The sequence below is a fragment of the Bradyrhizobium sp. genome, from assembly GCF_016213215.1.
Classification (GTDB): domain Bacteria; phylum Pseudomonadota; class Alphaproteobacteria; order Rhizobiales; family Xanthobacteraceae; genus Bradyrhizobium.
The window spans coordinates 1-16,624 of sequence record NZ_JACRAW010000033.1 but is presented as its reverse complement, the minus strand read 5'-3'; the positions used below and the strand labels follow the sequence as shown (position 1 = coordinate 16,624).

Sequence of the window (16,624 nt, the reverse complement as noted above, 5' to 3'; positions counted from 1 at the left end):
TTACTTACCTGAGTAACTCAAGTATATTTCAATACGGCTAAGAGATGCTTGGCCGCTTGGTCTCAAAGGAGACGAATCCTACCTTTATGATAAACCTCCGAAACCTCCGGCAATGCCCTGCCGGAGGTTTTTGATTCTGCGGGTCGTCAATCGGGCAGCCGTTGCCTTGGCCGCGCGCAACCCGTCGCTGCAAACGCGGCGGACAGGCGGGCGGCGCGGAATCCCGGGGGGGGCCGGCCGCATCGACGCCTTGCAGATCACAACTGCCGAGAGTCCTCGCGGCCTAGCTTTCGTTGCTCGTGGCGCGGTAGGCGAGGCGGCAGTGTCCGGGACAGTACGGAAAGCCTTCGAGAGGCAGCCTGCCGCAAAAGCCGAAGCCTTCGTTCTCTGGCATATTGAGCGGCCACCGGCAGCGCTCCTTGCTCAATTCGAAGATTGAGCAGCGCTGTCCGTCATCAGGCCAATCGTCGATGACGTCTTTCCTTGCTTCGCGAGCGGTTGCCGCCTGCATCGCCGCAAGCACGCCGCGGAGCTTGCGAACACTCTCGCGCTGTTGGGGCGCCACGCGATTCGTGCGAACGGCCCGCACTGCTGTATCCCGCGTCACGTTGAGACGCGACAGCTTGCCGATCACGGCGTTGCGGCTGACGCCGATCTCGGCGGCGATCTGCCGGCAGGACAGTCCCGCTTCAAAGTGGCTCATAAGGAGCGTGAGGCGTTCTTCGGTCCAGGTCGGTTCGATGGCGCGCATGACGATGATCCCAGGTTGAGGATTTGCTCCTGCTGTCCTGGCCACGCGCCGAACCGGCCGCGCCTTGCTTCGCGCCCCTTACGTCTTGCCGTTGTCGCGGATCGACAACAGCCCGTCCTTGATGGCGAGGCGAATACCTTCCTCGATCAAGGTCCGTGCGACGCCCGGAACGCTGGTACCGTGGGTGCCCTGCCGCACCAGTTTCTCCAGATAGGTAATAGTCGAGAGCGCCAGGGTCACGGGGATGCGGTCGGTTTCGGCTTTCTCTGTGGCCATACCAAAACGCTAGCTCTCTATTCGGGTACATAAAAGTATCAATTTAGAGTCTATTAAGTTCCGGGTGGGTGAGTCAACTGGCTTGCGAATCAAGGAGCAACATATTGAAATTGCTTGGATAAGAGCCGGGAGCGGCCAGCGTGCTTGCGCGACCCGGCACGGATTGCCGTTCACCGGAGCAGGAGAGGGCGCCCCAAAGTGGCGATCGAATCGTCGCGCTTCAGAATTTTCATTGAGCATTCTCCGCTCAAACGCCTCGCGTTTGTCGCGCGGAAAACCGGTGTCCATCTTGCGCCAACGCGGCCCTTCGGGGCCGGATCATCCTCTCAGCCGTGCACGATCGTTTTCTCGATCATGCAGTGGATGCCTTTGGCGCCGTTCACGGTCTGCGTGACGCGCAGATCCGCAGCCAGGCTGCAGAGGGTATAGGCGTCCTCTCGCGAGAGATTTCGCTTCTCGCCGATGAGCGCGATCATGTCGCGCAGCGCCCGCACCACGCATTGATCGAGGTCGGGATCCATCGCCATGGTCATGTAATGGCTCGGCGTTTCCGCGCGCGGATACTCGAGCCGCATGTCCTTGCGCAGAGTGAGTCGGAAACGACCCTGCAGCGCCGTTTCGATCGCGGTGACGCAGACCTCGCCGTCGCCCTGGACGCCATGGCCGTCGCCGCAGGAAAACAGCGCCCCTCGCACGAACACCGGCAGATAGAGCGTCGCGCCGGGACCGAGCTCCTTGTTGTCGAGATTGCCGCCCATGGCGCGAGGAATCAGCGACGAGATACGTCCCCACGCCGGCGGCGGCGCCACGCCCATCACGCCAAAGAACGGCTTGAGCGGAAGATCCAGCCCCCACGGCAAACGGCCGACCATCCGCTTCAGGTCGAGCGGAATGTTGAGCAGGCGCATTTCGTGGAAGTCGTCGGGCAAGGTGCCGGCGAGCGGACGGATGAGATTGTAGCCCCAGTCCTGCCTCGGCTTGACGTCGAGGATGTGTACCTCGAGCACATCGCCGGGCTCGGCGCCGCGAAGTGCAATCGGGCCGGTCAGGATGTGGCCGGGCAACATTCTCTCGTTGCTGGCATGAACCTCGAAAAGCTCCGGCGGCACAAAAAACTTGTTGCGGTCCGGCACGACGTCAGGGCCGCCGCTGATGGTGTCGATCGTAACCTCATCGCCGCTGTCGACCGTCAGCACGGGAGCAAGCTTTGCTTCGAAAAAGCCCCAATGACAGGTCTTTGGACTCGAATGCAGGTGATGATGGGTCATCGGGGCTCGCTGTCATCGTTGTTTGTCATTGCCGGGCGATTGTCCCCGACTTGATGGGGGGATGCCCCGGCAATCCATCATCGCGGAGAAAGAGTCTCGACGGTAGATGGATACGCGGCTCACCATACACCAAAGCGCGACGAGATTGGATTGCGTCGTCATCGCGCTTCAGGTTTTCGATTGAGCATGATCTTCTCGGAAAACCAGTGTCCACTTTTCCCGATCATGCTCTAAGACGGCGCGCCGCACCTTCTGCCCGCCCATAACGAGTCTGGTAATCCTGCGAGGTTTCCCCTGTTTTTCGCCCTGTCCAAAACGATCGGCATCGCGCTGCTGCCGGTCAACTTCCTGATCGAGCTCGGCATTATCGGGCTCGTGTTGCTTGCCACGCGCTTTGCCGCGCTCGGCCGCAAGCTGGTGGCGGCTGCGATCGCCCTGCTGGCGCTCATCGCCTTTTCGCCGATTGGCAATTGGCTGCTGTACCCGCTGGAAGCGCGTTTTCCGGCCTGGGATGCTTCGCGCGGCGCCCCGGACGGCATCATCGTGCTGGGCGGACCGATCGATGCGGACCTCTCGGCGGTGCACCATACGCCCGTGGTTCGCAGTGGCGCCGACCGGATCTTTGCGGCGGCGATTCTCGCCCGGCGCTATCCGAACGCCCGGGTCGTCTTCACTGGAGGCAGCGCCAATCTGATTTCCAATGACGCGAAGGAAGCCGATTACGGCGGCGAAATTCTTGAGAATCTCGGCGTTGCCAAGGAGCGCATCACCATGGAGCGGCGCTCCCGCAACACCCACGAGAACGCCGAATTCACCAAGGCCATGGTCGCGCCGAAACCGGGCGAGCGCTGGCTGCTCGTCACCTCGGCCTATCACATGCCGCGGTCGGTCGGCCTGTTCCGTAAGGCGGGATTTGCCGTCGAAGCGTATCCGGTGGATTGGCGGGTCGGCGGTCGCGAGGACGTGTATGAATTCAACAAATACGGCGCCGACGGCCTGGTGCGAACCGATATCGGCGTGCGCGAATGGCTGGGCCTGATTGCCTATCGGCTGGCGGGGCGGATCGACGAGTTGCTTCCGGGACCGGCCAAGGACTAGAACGGTCCGCCGGCGCGGCCGGGAACGGGCCGACATGTCGCCGGATCGGGAGCAAAACGCCATGCAGCAGCAAGCCGCTGAAAATTTCGATCTCGCCGCCATCGTGGCCGACCTCAACAGCCTGTTGCGGCTGAAGACCACCGTGATCGGCATGAAGCTGTTCGCGCGCGTGGAAGACATGGAGGCGATACCCAAGATCCGCCGGCCGAGTTCGATCCATACCACCGACCAGATCGTGAGCATGGCGTCACGGCTTGGCTGGACGGTCGGCATCACGGCAGACGATCTCGTAGGGGCGCAATGCCGCGCCGTGATCGGGCTCGGACCGCAGGACGAGCAATGGCTCGCGGGCGAGAATTATGTCGGCGTATGGCACGGCACTGCGGAAGACGCGCGCAAGCGCCAGGAAGCCCTCGATGTGGTGCCGTTCGGCGAGTACAAGGCGCTTGTCGTCAGCCCGCTCACCAGCGGCCGGCTCAACCCGCCCGACATCTGCCTCGTTTACGCCACGCCCGGCCAGATGATCATCCTGATCAACGGACTGCAATATACCGGCTACAAGAAGTTCGAATGGGGCGTGGTCGGCGAGACGGCCTGTGCGGATTCCTGGGGGCGGGCGCTCAAGACCGGCGAGCCCAGCCTGTCGCTGCCGTGCTTTGCGGAGCGGCGATATGGCGGCGTGCCCGATGAGGAAATGCTGATGGCCTTGAAGCCCGCGCATCTCGCCAAGGCGATTGTCGGCATGAAGGCGCTCGCCAGGAACGGCCTGCGCTATCCCATCCCGCCCTATGGCATTCAAAACGACGTCCGCGCCGGCATGGGCGTGTCATACGGGAAGAAGTAAGCTGCTAGTGGAGCGTCATTGCGGGCGAAGCGAAGCAATCCAGACTATTTGAGCTGAGACAGTCTGGATTGCTTCGTCGCTCCGCTCCTCGCAATGACGGCGTACACCTCGGGAATCTCAAACATGAAGTCTTCGTCGAAGTTCGACATCGTCGTTTATGGCGCCACCGGTTTCACCGGCCAGCTCGTCGCCGAATATCTCGCGTTGAGCTACCGAAACGACACGCAATTGAAATGGGCGATGGCAGGCCGCAGCCTCGACAAGCTCAAATCCGTGCGCGACGCGATCGGCGCGCCTGCCGATATCGCGCTGATCGCGGCCGACGCCAGTGATCCCGCCGCCCTGAAGGCGATGGTCGACCAGACCAGGTTGGTGATCACGACCGTCGGTCCCTACCAGCTCTATGGTGCCGAACTCCTTGCGGCCTGCGCGGCTTCAGGCACCGACTACATCGATCTCTGTGGCGAGCCGGTGTGGATGCGGCAGATGATCGACGCGCACGAAGCCGCCGCCAAGGCGAGCGGCGCGCGCATCGTATTCTCCTGCGGCTTCGACTCGGTGCCGTTCGAACTGGGCGTGTTTTTCGTGCAGCAGGAGGCGAGGAAGGCGTTCGGCGCACCGGCGTCCCGCGTCAAGGGCCGTGTGCGCGAGATGCGCGGTACGCTGTCCGGCGGCACCGCGGCAAGTGCCAAGGCAACCTTCGAGGCGGTCGCCAGGGATCTCAGCCTCGTGGCGATCCTGAACGATCCGTTCGCGCTGACGCCGGGGTTCAAGGGCCCGAAGCAGCCGCGGGGCAACAAGCCGGCCTATGAGGAAGACCTTCAGTCATGGACGGCGCCGTTCATGATGGCGACCATCAACACGCGCAACGTGCATCGCGCCAACATGCTGATGGGCTTTCCGTACGGGAAGGAATTCGTCTACGACGAGATGGTCCTGACGGGACCCGGCGAGAAGGGCGAGGCCAATGCCAAGCGTGTGATGGCCGCCAATGCCGAGAAGACCGGCCCCGATGCGCCCAAGCCCGGCGAAGGGCCGTCGAAGGAGGAACGCGAGAACGGCCGCTATGATTTGCTGTTCGTCGCCATCGCGCCCGACGGACGGCAAGTCCGCGCCGCGGTCAAGGGCGACCGCGACCCCGGTTATGGTTCGACTTCCAAGATGATCTCCGAATGCGCGCTGTGCCTGCTGCGCGACACGCCGGACGTGCCGGCCGGCTTCTGGACGCCGGGCGCGGCCATGGGCGATCGCCTGATGAAGCGGCTTGTCGATCATGCCGGATTGACGTTCACGGTCGAAAGCTAAGCGAGACCGTCAGGCGGCGAGCGCCCGCTCACTCGCCGGCGCCGATTGCTCTGCCGGAGCCTTGTACAAGTGCGCGGCGGCGATCATGCCCCACCTTGCGCCCAGCATCATCCAGAAGTGCCGCCAGTGGTCGGTGTCGATGATGAAGCTCTCGCCGACGATGCCGAGAAAGGCCGAGAAGATCGCGAGGTAAGTACGCTGCCATGGCACGCGGACAAAGACGTGTCGAAGGCCTGTGATCACCGTGGTGAACACCAGCGCGGGATAGCAGATGCCGGAGAGCCAGCCGCCCGACATGAAGGCGTTCAGGTAGGAGTTGTGCGTGTCTTCGGGAAAGTAGCGGTGGAACTGCAAGGGACCAATCCCGAACGGCAGATCGAGCGCCATTTCCGCGCCCAGGATGTGGCGCCCGAACCGCCCGAAACGGCCCTCATCATAGCTCTGGTCGAAGCTGGCACGCTGGCGGAACATGTCGGAGATCGAGTCGAAGGACAACAGCACCGCGACCAGCACGAGGCCGATGACGGCTGCAACAATTGCGATCACGATAATGCGCGAGCGTTGCGCGGTGCTTCGGCTGGTCAGCACCATCATCGCCAGCATGAAGGCCGAGGTGAGGATGAGGCCGCCCCAGGCCGCGCGGGAAAAGGCGAGCAGGATCGCCAGAGCCATGATGCCGAATGCGATCGCCGACCGCAACGCCTTGCCGGACCGCTCGGTGACCACGCTTTGCAGCAGGAACAACGCCGGCAGGATCAGGAACGCGCCGAGCACGTTGGGATCCTTGAAGGTGCCACGCCCGCGCCCATAGAGGGTCAAGAGGTCGTAGCCGCCGGGCACAAGATTGAAATAGCCGGCAATGGCCGCGAGCGATGCGATCATCGCGCCGACGAGGAGGCCACGGCGGAGCATGTCCAGCCGGGCCGCGGTGTCTTCGGCCACGACCATGGCGAAGAAGACCACGGTGAACGCCATGTACCATGACGTCGCGATCCAGCTGGCGACCTCGGACTGGCCGAGCAGCGGAACGGCGCAGATGGTGTAGCCGAGGTTGAGCAGGAACAGGAACAAGACGAGCGGCATGAACACAAGGCGCAGCCGCAGGCCCGTGGCGAAGAACGCCACGGTGGCGAGGAGCGTCGCGATCTCGTAGGGGCTTGGTTCGATGAAGACGATCGCGATCGAAGCGCCGACCAGCCAGATCAGCGCGCGCTGCAACGCCAGCACGCCGGGCGCGGCGGGTCGCACCGCTGAGATATCCCCGGCTGTCGCCGCATACGCCATTACACGCTCACAACTCAACGCAACCCTTACACAGCAGCCCGGAAAGCGCGTGTGCCGCTGATTCCGTTCGGCACTCTCTGTCATGCCCGCGAAGGCGGGGCATCCAGTACATCCGTGCCGTCGGCGGCAGAACCTGCTGCCGGATTACTGGATCGCCCGGTCAAGCCGGGCGATGACGGCCTTTGTTCAAATCTTCAATACGCATTCTCGCTCTTGGTCATCAGCGACAGAGGCGTCTTCAGGAGGATGTAGACGTCGAACAGCACCGACCAGTTCTCGATGTAATAGAGGTCGAACTCGACACGCTTCTGGATCTTCTCGTCATTGTCGATCTCGCCGCGCCAGCCGTTGACCTGGGCCCAGCCGGTGATTCCCGGCTTGACGCGATGACGGGCGAAGTAGCCGTCGACCGCCTCGTCGAACAGGCGGCTCTGCAGCTTGCCCTGCACCGCGTGGGGACGCGGTCCGACGAGCGAAAGGTTGCTCTTGAACACGACATTGAAGAGCTGCGGCAGTTCATCGAGGCTGGTCTTGCGAATGAAGCGGCCGACGCGGGTGACGCGCGCATCGTTTTTGGTCACCACCTTGGAGGCGAGCGGATCGGCCTGATGGTGATAGAGCGAGCGGAACTTGTAAACGTCGATGCGCTCGTTGTTGAAGCCGAAGCGCTTCTGGCGGAACAGCACTGGACCCGGACTGTCGAGCTTGATGGCGAGCGCGACCAGCGCCATCACCGGCAGCGCCATGAGCAGGATGAGCCACCCGGCGACATGGTCGAACAGCGATTTCAATACCAGGTCCCAGTCGGTGATCGGCGCCTCGAACACGTCAAGCGTCGGCACCTCGCCGAGATAGGAATAGGAGCGGGGACGGAAGCGCAGCTTGTTGGTGTGCGCGGACAGTCGTATGTCGACGGGCAGAACCCACAGCTTCTTGAGCATGTCGAGGATGCGCGTCTCGGCGGAGATCGGCAGCGCGAACAGCACGAGGTCGACGCGGGTGCGGCGTGCAAACTCGACGATGTCGTCGACCTTGCCGAGCTTGGGCGCGCCGGCGCAGGTCTCGAGCGCGCGGGCATCATTGCGGTCGTCGAACACGCCGAGCACGTGGATGTCCGAATCCTCCTGCGCTTTCAGGGCTTTGATCAGTTGCTCGCCGCTCTGGTCGGAGCCGACGATGATGGTGCGGCGATCAAGCCGGCCCTCGCGTCCCCATCTGCGTACGAGGGCGCGCAGAGACAGGCGTTCGGCGATCAGGGCGGCAAGGCCGAGGAAGAAGAAGGCAGATAACCACAGCCGTGACACCTCGCCGCCGAGCCTGGCGAAAAACGATACGCCGATGAACAGCAGGAATACGAAGGTCCAGGACGAGATCAGCCGCGTCATCTGGCGAAGCTGTCCGCGGAAGATCTGGACCTGGTACATGTCGGCGGCCTGAAAGCAGACCACCGCGGCCAGCGCCATCGCGAAGATCGCGACGAGATATTGCCAGTGAAAGCCCGAGAGCGGAGCAACGTAGCCGAGATAGAGCGCGATGCCGAGGAGGCTGAGCAGCGCGAAATCGACCGCGCGGACGACGCCTGCGATCACGATCGGCGAGTAGGCCCGTGCGACCTTCTGGTTGACGACAGCCAGTGCCGCCGGCGACAGGCGGCGGCGCCGCTCGACAAAAGGAGTCTCGGTGGTTGCGCTGGCCGCCACCTCCAGCATCGATCGTGCGTTGATCCGTTCCACTGCAGTCCACATCCGTTCTTGCACCGGCCCTTGAAGCGCGCGTGCACCGAGGCGGAATTCCCCCTGGCTGTGGGCTTAATAGACAAATCGGAAGAAACGGTTAGCGGCGGTAAAGGAAGGTTAATGGTTGGCAAACGCGCCGCGATAGCCGTTCAGCACGCCTTCAACCATCGCCTGCTGTGAAAAGTGCTGCAGGATTCGCTCGCGCAACTCTCCGGCGCGCGTGATCGTGCCGTCCCGATTCTCCAGCGCAGACTTGATCGCCTCCGCTATCGCGGACGGATCGCTTGGTGCAAAGAGCGCCTCGCTTTCCGGTCCAAAAATCTCGGGAATGCCGCCGACCCTGGCTGCGATCATGGGAATTCCGGCTGCACCCGCCTCGATCACCACATAAGGCATGGAGTCGCCGCGCGATGGAACGACGAGGAGCCGGCCCTTGGAGAAGCCGTAGCGCGCTTTCACGTGGCCGATGAAGCGGATCGATCCGGCAAGGCCGAGCCTCGAGACCTGTTCCTTCAGCACCTCCATTTCCTCACCGTCGCCGGCCAGGGTGAGGGTCACGTGCTTGCCCGTCGCGTGCAGTTGCGCGACGGCGTCGATGAGGATGTCGGCACCCTTGATGTGCCGAAACTCGCCGACATAGACGAGATCGGTGACGTCGTCGGCCGTCACGACCGGCTGGAATTCCTCGGCCGTCACGCCGTTGAACACGCAGTGCACGAGCCCCTTGGGGACGCCGACGGTACGTTGATAGGTGTCGCGGGCGAACGCGCTTTCGAACAGGAACAGGTCGGTGTTGTTCATCAGTGCGCGTTCGAGGCGGCTGTAGAATTCGCCCTTGAACGTGTTGAGCGGGTAATGCAGCGAACCGCCGTGCGGCGTATAGACGCGGATGACCTTGTCGGAGCGCTTCCGCAATCGAACGAAGGCCCCGGCCTTGGCGCCGTGGCCGTGCAGCACGTCGGGCTTGAGCCGACGGATCAGCGACTGGAGGCGCATCCAGACCAACAGGTCTACCGGCACCGGTTCGCGGCGGATCGCGATGCGATGAACGCCGAGCGACAGGCGCGGCGCAATTTCCGCCAGTGCCTTGTCCGCTCGTTCGCCGCCGGTGAGGCTGTCGGCGACAATGCCGACATCATGCCCGCGCTCGACCTGTCCGTTGGCGAGGTCGAGGATGTGACGGAAGATCCCGCCGACCGGCGCGCGCACGGCGTGCAGGATGCGAAGCGGCTGGCTGGATAAGGACGGCATGATCAGGACCGGGATTTGCCGCTGGGGAGGAATCTTCCGCGGCTCGCCTGCGCGTTCGGAACGCCGGCGCTGGTCAATACGTCGGGCGCAGCAAGCAGGCAGGAAATGGCAGCGCGCGCGCCTTGCATCGGACAGTCCACGAAATCTCGATTCGGATTAAGGGCTTTCATGGTTAACAAACCGTGACCGCCTCGCTCGGCGCGTCGCCGAAGGCGCTCGATTAACCGGCCGGCAACCTTAATGGATTGTAATCGGCGCCATCGGACGGCGCGAGGTAGAGTCGTGGCGTCCTGCGGGAGTGTATGATGCGTTTAGCGTTCTGGCGTGCCGGCAAGGAAAAGGCCGTGGTCCAGCGGACCGCCGCCGCGCCGGCGCCCGTGGTGTCGAGGCCTGCGGCCGCGCCGGAAACCGGCGACATCGACCTGCGCCTGCTCGGCCAGGCGCTGGCGCGCAAGCGCGGCTGGATCATCGTTCCGACTGTGCTTGCCCTCTTTGTCTCGGTGACCGGCGTCAACATGGTGACGCCCCGATACAAATCCGAAGCGCGCATCCTGATCGAGGGGCGCGAAAATGTCTTCATGCGTCCGAACACCGAGCGCAGCGAGGAGCGGGTGGGACTCGACGCCGAGGCCGTCACCAGCCAGGTTCAACTGGTGCTGTCGCGCGATCTCGCCCGCGAAATCATCAAGAAGAACAAGCTCTCCGAGCTTCCCGAGTTCGATCCGGTCCTGAGAGGCGTTTCGCCGCTCAAATCGCTGCTCGCTTTGTTCGGCATCGGCCGAGATCCGTTTTCGATGACGCCGGAAGAGCGCGTGCTCGATGCCTATTATGAACGGCTGACCGCCTATGCGGTCGACAAGTCCCGCGTGATCGTCATCGAATTCCAGTCGAGCGACCCGGAGCTTGCGGCGCGCGTCGCCAACTCGATCGCGGACGGCTATCTCGTGCTGCAGCAGAATGCGCGGCAGGAGCAGGCGAGGTCGGCGAGTCAATGGCTCGCGGGCGAGATCGAGAGCCTGCGCAAGAAGGTTGCGGAAGCCGAGTCCCGCGTCGAGGACTTCCGGTCGAAGTCGAGCCTGTTCGTGGGCACCAACAACACCACGCTCTCGAACCAGCAAATGGGCGAGATCAACACCCAGCTCAACAACGCCCGCGCGATGAAGGCCGACGCCGAAACGAAGGCGCGCCTGATCCGCGAGATGCTTCAAGGCGGCAAGCCCATCGAGGCTTCCGACGTGTTCAACTCCGAGCTGATGCGCCGCCTGTCCGAGCAGCGCGTGACCCTGCGTGCGCAGCTCGCCGAACAATCCTCCACGCTGCTCAACAACCACCCGCGCATCAAGGAGCTGAAGGCGCAGCTCGCCGACATCGATGGCCAGATCCGGGACGAGGCCAGCAAGATCTCGCGCTCGCTGGACAACGATGCGCGGATCGCCCGCGGTCGGGTGGAAAGCCTCACCGCAAGCCTGGAGCAATTGAAGAAGCAGGCTTCCTCCACCAACGGCCAGGACGTCCAGCTTCGCGCGCTCGAGCGCGAGGCGAAGGCCCAGCGCGATCTCCTGGAATCCTATCTTGCGAAATATCGCGAGGCCAATACCCGCGAAACCATCGACGGCACGCCCACGGATGGCCGCATCATCTCGCGGGCGATCGTTTCCAATACGCCGGCCTATCCGAAGAAACTGCCGATCGTGCTTATCGCGACGCTGGCGACCTTACTGCTGTGCGCCGGCGTAGTCGTCACCGGCGAGCTGTTGCGCATGACAGCGCCGCGTGCCGTGGCGGCATTCGCCGTGGCCAAGGCGGCGGCGAGCTCGCGCGGCGAGCTCCAATCGGTCCAGCGCATCGAGTCGGTGGTTGCCGCGCCCGAGCCTGAGCCGGCGCCGCAAGAGTCGCCTGAACCGGCCATGTCTGAACCGGCCATGTCTGAACCGGCCATATCTGAGCCGGACATTACTGAGAGGGTCGTGGCTGAACCGTCCGTGGTCGAGCAGGTCGTGAGTGAACGCGCGGTGAGCGAGTTCGCTGAGATCGAGCAGCTGGCCGAGGACCTGCAGTACGCCGGCGCGGCCGCGAGAAAGGTGACTGTTCTCGGCACCGCTCCGGGCGAAAGCATCACCCTGACGACACTGACCCTGGCGCGCCTGCTGGCCCTGACGGCGCGGGTGGTCGTCGTTGACCTTGCGGCATCGTCACCGACGATCTCGGCCGCCTCCGTCGATTCCGCAGCTCCAGGCCTTGCCGAATTGATGCTGGGCGAGGCGTCGTTCTCGCAGGTGATCACCAAAGACCGGCTGTCGCGTCTGCACCTGGTGTCCGCCGGCCGGCCCGGCTTCGACCGCACGCTCCTGCAATCGCCGCGCGTGACGCTGGCGATCGATGCCTTGCTGCAGGCCTACGACCACGTACTGCTGGATGCCGGCGGCGCGTCGGATCTGCCGGCCGAGCTCCTGACGACCAACGCCCGCGCCATCCTGGTGCCGAACACCTCGATGCCGGCCGAGGCCCGGGTCTCGATGTGCGAGCAGCTCAGGGCGGTGGGCTTCAGCGAGGTGACGATGCTGAGCCAGCCGGTGCAGTCGTTTGAAGCGGTCGACCGGGGTCCGGAAGAGGTCGCGGCCTGATCCGGGGCAGGCGGAGCACGGAAAATGCCATGCAAGGCCGCACCGTCTTATTGATGCAAGGTCCAGTCACGGAGTTGCAGGAACCAGTTCGCACTTCTGGCGGATTTGGAGCTCTCACCGGCAATGAGTCCACCGTGTTTTCGAGAACCGACGCGATTGAGATGAACGGGCTCGTCGCGTCCAAGCACTGATCGCACTCTCGAGCGAGCAGGCATCTGCACCCTATGAGAGACGGCTATCTCAACTACGCAGCAACGAGCCAAGGCGAAATCTGGCTGAGGGGAAGCGACAGCCTGAGCCGAAAGCCCTCGGTCGCCCGTTCCGTCGTCATGCTGCCGCCCAAAGTCCTCATGAACAGCTCAACCAGCTGGCTTCCAAAACCGTTCTGACCGGGCTGACCGCTTATCGCCGGTCCATTGGTTTCGGTCCAGGAAACTGCGAGCGCCTCTCCGTCGACGCTCCAGGAGATCTGGATGGTGCCGGTTTCGTTGCTCAGCGCGCCGTATTTTGAAGAGTTCGTTGTCAGCTCGAAAAAGATGAGGGCTAACGCCTCCGTTGCACCCGGAGAGATCGGAACAGAAGGGCCGTCCAGAGTGACACGCCGGCTGTCGATTGAAGCCTGGTTCTGAACGACGACTTTCAGCAGCTCGCCCAGCGTCGTGGGAGTTTCCAGCACGTCAGCGGTTTGCCCGACCTTTGGACGAATCAGTTCCTGCGCCTTGGCTTTTGCGGTCAGCCTTCCGATAAGAACCGAGGCCATCTCTTGAGGGCTGGTTGCCTGCCTTGCGGTGAAGCTGATCAGGCCATGAAGTGCGGTGAAGATGTTCTTGATGCGGTGGTGCAACTCGCGGACCAACAGGAGCCTGCTCTGCTCGAACTCCACGAGCTGCGTGACTTCGGTGTTGTTGCCCAGCCAATGAGTGAGCGTGCCATCAGCATCATGGCGCGGGATGACGCGCGTCAAGAACGGCCGAAAAAGGCCGTCGGCACCCTTGAGCGGAAAGACCATCTCGAAGGGTTGGCCGGTGGCGATCGAGTTTATCCACTTCTCGATCACCGCGTGCAGCACGTCAGGATCATGGACCGACTGCCAGCCCCACCCCTCCATCTGTTCGGGTGTGGTTCCCGTGTAGGTGTACCAGGCCTGATTGTACCAATAGATGTAGCCGGTCGGATCGGCAATCCAGCCAAGCGCTGGCTGATACGTGCCGAACAGGCGGAAATCATCCGGGGTAGGCTCACGCGGCACTGCTGTCCTCTGCGACCACCTCATTAGCTTAGACCACATCGTGCGATGTGTCAGCAGCGGGCGATCCCGGCGAAACCGAACGGTTTCGTTCACTTCGGACCTGCGTCGCCTTGCGACCGGAGGTGCCGCTCGCGTTCGATGGTCCACGCACGATGTCGGCCAGGCAAGACTGCTGCGCTCGATCACAGTTCGACATGCTCCAGGATCGGCAGAGCGTCGTTCACTCCACACCCGGAATAGACAACTCGTCATTTGTTCCACCAGGGTTCCCGAAAGGGCGGTCCCACACTTTTCACGGTATGGTCATGCTTTCGTCAAACCTGCATTGAGCCATTGGCGTTGGTCGGACCGCCGGGACAGAAGTCCTGCCGGGGACATTGGAAGGGAAGGGAGCGCCAATGAATTCCACATCGACGTTGAACCAAATTGAACCGGACGATGTCCTGGTCGCACGCGCGGATGAACGGCTCGCGCACGCTTATGAGCAGATCGCGCGCGCCGATGAGCAGCTCGGGCGTGTAACTGAGAAGCTTTCGAAAATGGAGGACGATGCCGCGCACCTTCCTTCGAGCCCGGGCCGGCGGCCGTCGCGTGGTCGTCCTGCCCTGCGTGGGCTGACCGGCCTGCTGTTGGCATCGTGCATCGTTGGCGCTGCTTTCGTCTCACAGTCGTCCTATGGCGATGCGGCCAAGCCGCTTATCGCCCGATGGGCGCCGCAGCTCGCTTCAACCTCGTCGGTGCAGCTGGAAAGCCCGGGCTTCCCCGCCCAACCGGGTCCATCGACCTTCAAGGTGGCAGCGGTGGACGCGGCGGCTCCGCAACCAACACCCGCGGTCCAGGGCGCACCGCAAGACGTCGCGCCGACAGCCGCTCCCGTGTCTTCCGAGGTGATGGAGTTGCTGCAGGCGATGGCGCGCGATCTCGCAAATGTCGAGCAGGGGATTGAACGACTCAAGGCGAGCCAGGCTCAGATGGCCAGCGACAACGTCAAGGAAATCGAGCAGTTGAAGGCAAGCCAGGAACAGATGAGACGCCTCATCGCCAAGGCTTCCGAACAGGACCTGCGGCCCAAGACATCAGCGCCTCCGGCACGGCCGATTGCCACCGCGGCGCCCAAGCCTGCGCCGACGCTTCCGTCCCCGGAAGCCAGGGCGCGGCCGCAGACCCCAATGCAGTTGCAGCCTAGACAACAGTAATCTTGAAAGGCGGCGCGCCGGAATGGTGGCCATCGCCCGCGTTGCGCGTTGGCCTGGATTTCACGGCCTCTGCGAATGGCTGCCATTGCGCCGCATTGTTGGGAATGTGACCCGGGAGCTCGTGCTGTAGACTGCAGTCTTATCGATGTGGAAACTGGTGCTTGTCGCGGTAGTGGCGAACAAGGGCATTGGCAGCCTCTGAAGCGGCGGCCGAATAGCCGCGATCTCCGTGAACGAGGATAAGTGAGATCGCGCCTTCCGACAGCAACCAAATTGCACGCGCGAGTTCTCGGGCTTGCTGCACGCCGGATCGTTCCAGAAGCTCGCCAAGGTGACGTTCCAATTGTGCTTTGTGTCTTCGGGCAATTAGACGAGCCGGGTGCCCGGGAAGATCTGCAAGCTCGATGACAAGGCGGGTAAATCCAGAGCCTGCCCAGCGCGGCGTGTCGGCCCACACGGCGAGCGCTCGAAACATTCCTTCCACAACGGCCTCGGCCGATCCCGACAGCTGATCCCCGAAAGTCCTGAAAGCCTGTAACGCCAGGCGATGCTGCGCGTCCAGGACCTGGGCGAGCAGTTGATCCTTGCTGTGGAAGTGATGGTAGAGCGTGCGCTTGGTAAGTCTGGCCTCGGCTGCAATATCGTCCATGGTGACCCGGCCGTAGCCCCGGCGACGAAAGAGCTTGTAGGCGGCCTCGAGAATCCGCTCGCGAGTGTGTTCGGAACGCGCCATGGCGGCCCTCCATCAAGGTATACTCATTAGTGAATTTACATCGATATCGCGCGGCGTGAATGTCGGGAAATACGAACCGCAGGTGCCCGCCATGCCACGTATCTGCCTGACGCTCAGAGACATCTCCGCTCGTCCCGTGATCCTTCGGCTGAAGCGGCCCGTGGTGGCGAGGATTGCGACCATCACCGAATGGCCTCTCATCCTCATTGATCTTGTCTCCGAAGAAGGCATCGTCGGGCGCAGCTATCTGGAGCCCTACATCGTCAAGTCGATGCGTTATCTGGTGCCTGCGCTCCACGATCTCGGCGCGATGCTCAAGGGGCGGCCGATCGCACCCGCCGAACTCTTCGAAGCGGCAAGAAGATCGCTGCACTTCGTCGGCTATGAGGGGCTGTCGATGATCGCTGCCTCCGGTCTCGACATGGCGGCCTGGGATGCACTTGCGAAGGCTGCAAATCTTCCCCTGTGCGTGCTGCTTGGCGGCTCGGTCGGTCCAGTAAAGGCGTACAACAGCAATGGACTATGGCTCCAGGCGCCGGGCGCGCTTGCCGAGGAAGCTCTGCAGTTGAGGGACGAAGGCGGCTTCACGGGGCTCAAGCTGCGGCTGGGTCGCGAGCGATCATCCGACGATCTCGCCGCCCTCGACGCGGTGCGCAAAGCGCTGGGTGATGACATGTATTTGATGGTCGATTTCAACCAGGGCCTCGATTTTGCCGAGGCGCTGCAGCGGTGTCACATGATCGACAGCCATGGTCTCGCCTGGATCGAAGAGCCGATCGTCTACGACAACCTGGATGGATATGCCCGACTCGCAGCCGAGCTGAAGACCCCCTTGCAGATCGGCGAGAATTTCTATGGCCCACGCGAGCTGCACAAGGCACTTCAGAAGAAAGCGTGCGACCTCGTCATGCCGGATTTCATGCGCATTGGCGGTGTGACCGGCTGGATGCGAGCGGCTGCCATCGCCGGAACGGCGGGAATACCTGTGTCAACGCATCTCTATCCCGAG

Annotated in this window: 14 protein-coding genes; 6 read left to right on the top strand and 8 right to left on the bottom strand. The window is 63.0% G+C overall.

Annotation, left to right across the window (positions count from 1 at the left end; genetic code table 11):
* Window positions 1–283: 283 nt before the first annotated feature.
* The 3 genes from HY852_RS07305 to HY852_RS07295 all read right to left on the bottom strand — a co-directional run bounded on the left by HY852_RS07305 (window position 284) and on the right by HY852_RS07295 (window position 2,295).
* Entirely contained in the window at window positions 284–751 is a 468-nt protein-coding gene (locus tag HY852_RS07305; protein ID WP_291603731.1) for a GcrA family cell cycle regulator, read from the bottom strand.
* A gap of 78 nt (window positions 752–829) precedes the next feature.
* Entirely contained in the window at window positions 830–1,027 is a 198-nt protein-coding gene (locus HY852_RS07300) for a hypothetical protein (RefSeq protein WP_291603729.1), read from the bottom strand.
* Between the two features lie 326 nt (window positions 1,028–1,353).
* Window positions 1,354–2,295, bottom strand: coding sequence for an acetamidase/formamidase family protein (locus HY852_RS07295; protein ID WP_291603728.1), 942 nt, complete (start codon window positions 2,293–2,295; stop codon window positions 1,354–1,356).
* 294 nt (window positions 2,296–2,589) lie between these two features.
* Here HY852_RS07295 and HY852_RS07290 point away from each other — a divergent pair, with 294 nt between their 5' ends.
* From HY852_RS07290 to HY852_RS07280, 3 genes are all read left to right on the top strand, one after another.
* Window positions 2,590–3,393, top strand: coding sequence for a YdcF family protein (locus HY852_RS07290; protein ID WP_291603733.1), 804 nt, complete (start codon window positions 2,590–2,592; stop codon window positions 3,391–3,393).
* Between the two features lie 61 nt (window positions 3,394–3,454).
* Window positions 3,455–4,237 (top strand): DUF169 domain-containing protein, encoded by a 783-nt coding sequence (locus HY852_RS07285; protein ID WP_291603727.1) that lies wholly within the window; start codon window positions 3,455–3,457, stop codon window positions 4,235–4,237.
* A gap of 123 nt (window positions 4,238–4,360) precedes the next feature.
* Window positions 4,361–5,542 (top strand): saccharopine dehydrogenase NADP-binding domain-containing protein, encoded by a 1,182-nt coding sequence (locus tag HY852_RS07280; RefSeq protein WP_291603726.1) that lies wholly within the window; start codon window positions 4,361–4,363, stop codon window positions 5,540–5,542.
* A 9-nt stretch (window positions 5,543–5,551) separates the two neighbouring features.
* Here HY852_RS07280 and HY852_RS07275 read toward each other — a convergent pair whose 3' ends face one another.
* The 3 genes from HY852_RS07275 to HY852_RS07265 all read right to left on the bottom strand — a co-directional run bounded on the left by HY852_RS07275 (window position 5,552) and on the right by HY852_RS07265 (window position 9,813).
* On the bottom strand, window positions 5,552–6,826 hold the full coding sequence (locus tag HY852_RS07275) for an O-antigen ligase (protein ID WP_291603725.1): 1,275 nt from the start codon (window positions 6,824–6,826) through the stop codon (window positions 5,552–5,554).
* Window positions 6,827–7,020: 194 nt separating this feature from the next.
* A complete protein-coding gene (locus tag HY852_RS07270; protein ID WP_291603732.1) occupies window positions 7,021–8,535 on the bottom strand; it encodes an undecaprenyl-phosphate glucose phosphotransferase in 1,515 nt (504 codons plus the stop codon).
* Between the two features lie 144 nt (window positions 8,536–8,679).
* A complete protein-coding gene (locus HY852_RS07265) occupies window positions 8,680–9,813 on the bottom strand; it encodes a glycosyltransferase family 4 protein (protein ID WP_291603724.1) in 1,134 nt (377 codons plus the stop codon).
* 305 nt (window positions 9,814–10,118) lie between these two features.
* On the opposite strand from HY852_RS07265, the gene HY852_RS07260 reads away from it, so the two are divergent.
* Window positions 10,119–12,437: an exopolysaccharide transport family protein gene (locus HY852_RS07260; protein WP_291603723.1), complete on the top strand. Its 2,319-nt coding sequence runs from the start codon at window positions 10,119–10,121 to the stop codon at window positions 12,435–12,437.
* A 244-nt stretch (window positions 12,438–12,681) separates the two neighbouring features.
* On the opposite strand, the gene HY852_RS07255 is transcribed toward HY852_RS07260, so the two are convergent.
* Window positions 12,682–13,779 carry an HWE histidine kinase domain-containing protein gene (locus tag HY852_RS07255; RefSeq protein ID WP_291603722.1) on the bottom strand — a complete coding sequence of 366 codons (1,098 nt, stop codon included), beginning with the start codon at window positions 13,777–13,779 and terminating at the stop codon, window positions 12,682–12,684.
* A gap of 305 nt (window positions 13,780–14,084) precedes the next feature.
* Between HY852_RS07255 and HY852_RS07250 the strand changes: the two genes are divergently transcribed.
* Window positions 14,085–14,882 carry a hypothetical protein gene (locus tag HY852_RS07250; protein ID WP_291603721.1) on the top strand — a complete coding sequence of 266 codons (798 nt, stop codon included), beginning with the start codon at window positions 14,085–14,087 and terminating at the stop codon, window positions 14,880–14,882.
* 139 nt (window positions 14,883–15,021) lie between these two features.
* Here HY852_RS07250 and HY852_RS07245 read toward each other — a convergent pair whose 3' ends face one another.
* A complete protein-coding gene (locus HY852_RS07245; RefSeq protein ID WP_291603720.1) occupies window positions 15,022–15,615 on the bottom strand; it encodes a TetR/AcrR family transcriptional regulator in 594 nt (197 codons plus the stop codon).
* 91 nt (window positions 15,616–15,706) lie between these two features.
* Between HY852_RS07245 and HY852_RS07240 the strand changes: the two genes are divergently transcribed.
* Window positions 15,707–16,624 (top strand): enolase C-terminal domain-like protein (locus tag HY852_RS07240; protein WP_291603719.1); only part of this gene is annotated, 918 nt, incomplete at its 3' end.

Coding starts and splice junctions, on each gene's coding strand:
- HY852_RS07260 (WP_291603723.1), top strand. CDS start 10,119: ATGCGTTTAGCGTTCTGGCGTGCCGGCAAGGAAAAGGCCGTGGTCCAG.
- HY852_RS07250 (WP_291603721.1), top strand. CDS start 14,085: ATGAATTCCACATCGACGTTGAACCAAATTGAACCGGACGATGTCCTG.
- HY852_RS07275 (WP_291603725.1), bottom strand. CDS start 6,826: ATGGCGTATGCGGCGACAGCCGGGGATATCTCAGCGGTGCGACCCGCC.
- HY852_RS07280 (WP_291603726.1), top strand. CDS start 4,361: ATGAAGTCTTCGTCGAAGTTCGACATCGTCGTTTATGGCGCCACCGGT.
- HY852_RS07270 (WP_291603732.1), bottom strand. CDS start 8,535: ATGCTGGAGGTGGCGGCCAGCGCAACCACCGAGACTCCTTTTGTCGAG.
- HY852_RS07285 (WP_291603727.1), top strand. CDS start 3,455: ATGCAGCAGCAAGCCGCTGAAAATTTCGATCTCGCCGCCATCGTGGCC.
- HY852_RS07300 (WP_291603729.1), bottom strand. CDS start 1,027: ATGGCCACAGAGAAAGCCGAAACCGACCGCATCCCCGTGACCCTGGCG.
- HY852_RS07295 (WP_291603728.1), bottom strand. CDS start 2,295: ATGACCCATCATCACCTGCATTCGAGTCCAAAGACCTGTCATTGGGGC.
- HY852_RS07265 (WP_291603724.1), bottom strand. CDS start 9,813: ATGCCGTCCTTATCCAGCCAGCCGCTTCGCATCCTGCACGCCGTGCGC.
- HY852_RS07245 (WP_291603720.1), bottom strand. CDS start 15,615: ATGGCGCGTTCCGAACACACTCGCGAGCGGATTCTCGAGGCCGCCTAC.
- HY852_RS07305 (WP_291603731.1), bottom strand. CDS start 751: ATGCGCGCCATCGAACCGACCTGGACCGAAGAACGCCTCACGCTCCTT.